Here is a 3,772-nt window from a genome sequence, read left to right as displayed (position 1 = left end):
CCCCTGAGCCGGCGATCGCTCTCCGGCTCATCAATCCCGCCGATTTTGATTACTGTTTCTTATGGTAATCCTGTTCCGAACCGCCTACGATCATCATCATAATGAATAAAAAGTTGAGGTGATTATGCGCTGGCAAGGGCGTCGTGAAAGTGACAATGTGGAAGACAGACGAAATAGCTCCGGTGGCGGCCCTTCTATAGGCGGCCCTGGTTTTCGTTTGCCCAGTGGTAAAGGCGGCATCATCCTGCTGATTGTGGTGCTGGTGGCGGGATATTATGGCGTGGATCTCACCGGATTAATGACCGGCCAGCCAGTTTCCCAACAGCAATCATCACACTCCATCAGCCCAAATGATGATGAAGCAGCAAAATTTACCTCGGTGATTCTGGCCACCACGGAAGATACCTGGGGGCAGCAGTTTGAAAAAATGGGCCGGACCTACCAACAGCCGAAGCTGGTAATGTATCGCGGAGCGACGCGTACTGGCTGTGGCGCGGGTCAGTCCGTGATGGGGCCGTTTTACTGCCCGGCGGATGGCACGGTGTATATCGACCTCTCATTTTATGATGACATGAAAAACAAGCTGGGCGCCGATGGTGATTTTGCTCAGGGCTATGTTATCGCCCATGAAGTGGGCCACCACGTGCAGAAACTGCTGGGTATTGAACCGAAAGTTCGCCAGATGCAGCAGAATGCCTCACAGGCTGAGGTGAACCGTCTTTCCGTACGTATGGAACTGCAGGCGGACTGCTTTGCCGGCGTCTGGGGCAACAGTATGCAGCAGCAGGGCGTGCTGGAGTCCGGCGACCTGGCTGAAGCGCTGAACGCCGCTCAGGCTATTGGCGACGATCGCCTGCAGCAGCAGGGACAAGGACGCGTTGTGCCGGACAGCTTTACCCACGGCACTTCTGAGCAGCGGCTTAGCTGGTTCAAACGCGGTTTTGACAGCGGCGATCCGGGACAATGTAATACTTTTGGTAAAGGCATTTAAGCTACTGAGGCAGGGATGTCTGATAACACGGCGCTGAGCGCGTTAACCGAACAGATGGCCCACGAAGGGATCCGTCGTCTGCTGATTATCAGTGGTGAGGGGAACTGGTGTCAGGAGCGGGCTTTAGCGCTACGCGACACGTTACCCGGCGACTGGTTATGGGTGGGCGCACAAGCCCCTGCTGAGCCGAACTGTACGCCACAGGCGCTGCAAACGTTATTAGGCCGCGAGTTTCGTCATGCGGTTTTTGACGCCGGGCAGGGATTTGACGCTGCGGCGTTTGCCGCCTTAAGCGGAACGCTGATCGCCGGGAGCTGGCTGGTTTTGCTGACTCCCCCCTGGCATACCTGGCACACGCATCCGGACGTGGATTCACTGCGCTGGAGCGACTGTGCTGAACCTATCCCAACGCCGCACTTTGTTGAACATGTCAAACGGGTGATTTCCCGTGACGGACAGGCTCTGCACTGGCAGCAGCATCACGCAGTTTCCAGCCCGCGTTTTCCTGTTCGTGCAGTCTGGCACGCGGCAACCGGTGATCCTCAGCCTGAACAGGCGATGATTTTAACCCAGTTGCTGGATATGCCTCCCGGCGTGGCTGCGGTCACAGCTGCACGTGGCCGGGGCAAATCGGCTCTGGCAGGGCAACTGATAGCACGTATCAACGGGACCGCGATTGTCACCGCGCCTGCTAAAGCGGCAACGGATGTGCTGGCGCAATTTGCCGCAGAGCGATACCGCTTTATGGCCCCGGATGCGCTGTTAAGCAGCTCTGCAACCGCAGACTGGCTGATTGTGGATGAAGCCGCCGCGATCCCCGCGCCGCTGCTACACCAACTGGTTGCGCGTTTCCCTCGTACGCTGTTAACCACCACCGTACAGGGCTACGAGGGAACCGGCAGAGGCTTTTTGCTGAAATTCTGCGCCCGCTTTCCCCATCTTCGACGCTATGAGTTGCAACAACCCGTACGCTGGGCGCAGGGATGTCCGCTGGAGAAAATCGTCAGCGATGCGCTGGTGTTTGACGACGAAACCTTTGCGCATGCCCCCTTGGGGGAGCTTAGCTTCTCGGAATTTGAGCAACTCTCATGGCAGACAAACCCGGCGCTGCCGTTAGCGGTATATCAGCTACTTTCCGGTGCGCATTATCGCACCTCGCCACTGGATCTGCGGCGAATGATGGACGCGCCGGGTCAGCATTTTCTTCAGGCTTCGGCTGCTGACTCGGTGGCGGGAGCCGTCTGGCTGGTCGACGAGGGGGGATTATCCGCAGAATTAAGCCAGGCCGTCTGGGCCGGATATCGCCGACCAAGAGGAAATCTGGTTGCGCAGTCACTGGCGGCGCACGGCGGAGACCCATTGGCGGCCACGCTCGTCGGGCGGCGGGTCAGTCGAATTGCGGTTCATCCCGCGCGTCAAAGGGAAGGTATTGGGCAACAGCTGATTCTGCAGGCCCGGCACTATTGCACGCAGTGCGACTATCTGTCCGTCAGCTTTGGTTATACGGCTGAATTATGGCGTTTCTGGCAGCGCTGCGGTTTTGTCCTGGTACGGATGGGTAATCATCGGGAAGCCAGCAGCGGCTGTTATACCGCTATGGCGGTGCTGCCCATCAGCGAAGCGGGAAAACGCCTTGCCTGGCGGGCGCACCAGCGCCTGCGACGGGATGCGGAGATTCTTGCTCAGTGGAACGCAGAGCGCATTCCGCTGGTACCACTGAAAGAGACTACGCTTAATGAGGATGACTGGGGTGAGCTGGCTGGGTTTGCTTTCGCGCATCGACCATTACTGACATCATTAGGTTGTCTGAGTCGTTTGCTTGAGCACAGCGAGTTGCCTCTTCCGGCATTACGCGGGCGTATACAGGCTCAACGCAGCGATGCTGAATTGTGCCAACAGCTGAAAATATCGGGTCGCAAAGCGCTGTTGGCAGTTCAGCGCGCCGAGGCGGCGCAGGCCTTAAAACAGCTGGATGCTGAGCGTGAACAACGGCTACATAATCGCATTATGCAATGGCAATTTTTTCACTAACTTCTTCAATTTCCTGGCATGGTCATTGCGGTTAAGCGGCGTAGAATGATTCTCATCAGTTAAGGAGATCGCCATGAAACATGACCATTTTGTTGTTCAAAGTCCCGATAAACCCGCTCAACAGCTCTTGTTGCTGTTTCATGGCGTCGGCGATAACCCGGTTGCCATGGGCGAAATTGGCACCTGGTTTGCGCCGCTGTTTCCGGATGCGCTAATCGTCAGCATTGGCGGGGCAGAGCCTTATGGTACGACTTCCGGGCGTCAGTGGTTTTCGGTACAGGGGATAACGGAAGAGAACCGCCAGGCGCGTATTGACGCGATTATGCCGGTCTTTATCGAAACCGTTCGCTACTGGCAGAAGCAAAGCGGCGTTTCGCCTCAGGCGACCGCGCTGATTGGTTTTTCTCAGGGCTCGATTATGTCGCTTGAGAGTATTAAAGCCGAGCCTGGGCTGGCGTCGCGGGTCATCGCCTTTAATGGTCGCTATGCCACGTTGCCGGAGGTTGCAACCACCGCGACGACGGTGCATTTGATTCACGGCGGTGAAGACCGGGTGATTGAGTTATCTCATGCCGTTGCCGCGCAGGAGGCGTTAATTCGCGCCGGTGGGGATGTGACGCTGGATATCGTCGAAAATCTGGGGCACGCTATTGATGAACGCAGTATGCAGTTTGCGCTCGACCACTTGCGTTTTACCGTACCGAAGCACTACTTTGATGAAGCGCTGAGCGGCGGTAAGCCTCACGATGA

3 protein-coding genes are annotated in these 3,772 nt (G+C 56.9%); all 3 read left to right on the top strand.

What is annotated here, in order from left to right; genetic code table 11:
- Positions 1-124 precede the first annotated feature (124 nt).
- Positions 125-991 carry a neutral zinc metallopeptidase gene (locus tag FDW87_RS01235; protein ID WP_016153970.1) on the top strand — a complete coding sequence of 289 codons (867 nt, stop codon included), beginning with the start codon at positions 125-127 and terminating at the stop codon, positions 989-991.
- A 15-nt stretch (positions 992-1,006) separates the two neighbouring features.
- Positions 1,007-3,022, top strand: a complete 2,016-nt coding sequence (locus tag FDW87_RS01230; RefSeq protein WP_137379375.1) for a tRNA(Met) cytidine acetyltransferase TmcA — start codon at positions 1,007-1,009, stop codon at positions 3,020-3,022.
- 73 nt (positions 3,023-3,095) lie between these two features.
- Positions 3,096-3,772, top strand: a 677-nt coding sequence (gene ypfH, locus FDW87_RS01225) for an esterase (RefSeq protein WP_137379392.1), incomplete at its 3' end; no start/stop codon positions are given.

This window comes from Citrobacter sp. wls826 (genome assembly GCF_005281245.1).
GTDB classification, from domain to species: Bacteria; Pseudomonadota; Gammaproteobacteria; order Enterobacterales; family Enterobacteriaceae; genus Citrobacter; species Citrobacter braakii.
Note: the sequence above shows the minus strand (reverse complement) of the source record. Positions and strands in the feature narration are given on the sequence as shown.

Bases quoted from the DNA above. Each gene is read 5' to 3' on its own strand.
- FDW87_RS01235 (WP_016153970.1), top strand. From the start codon at position 125: ATGCGCTGGCAAGGGCGTCGTGAAAGTGACAATGTGGAAGACAGACGA.
- FDW87_RS01230 (WP_137379375.1), top strand. From the start codon at position 1,007: ATGTCTGATAACACGGCGCTGAGCGCGTTAACCGAACAGATGGCCCAC.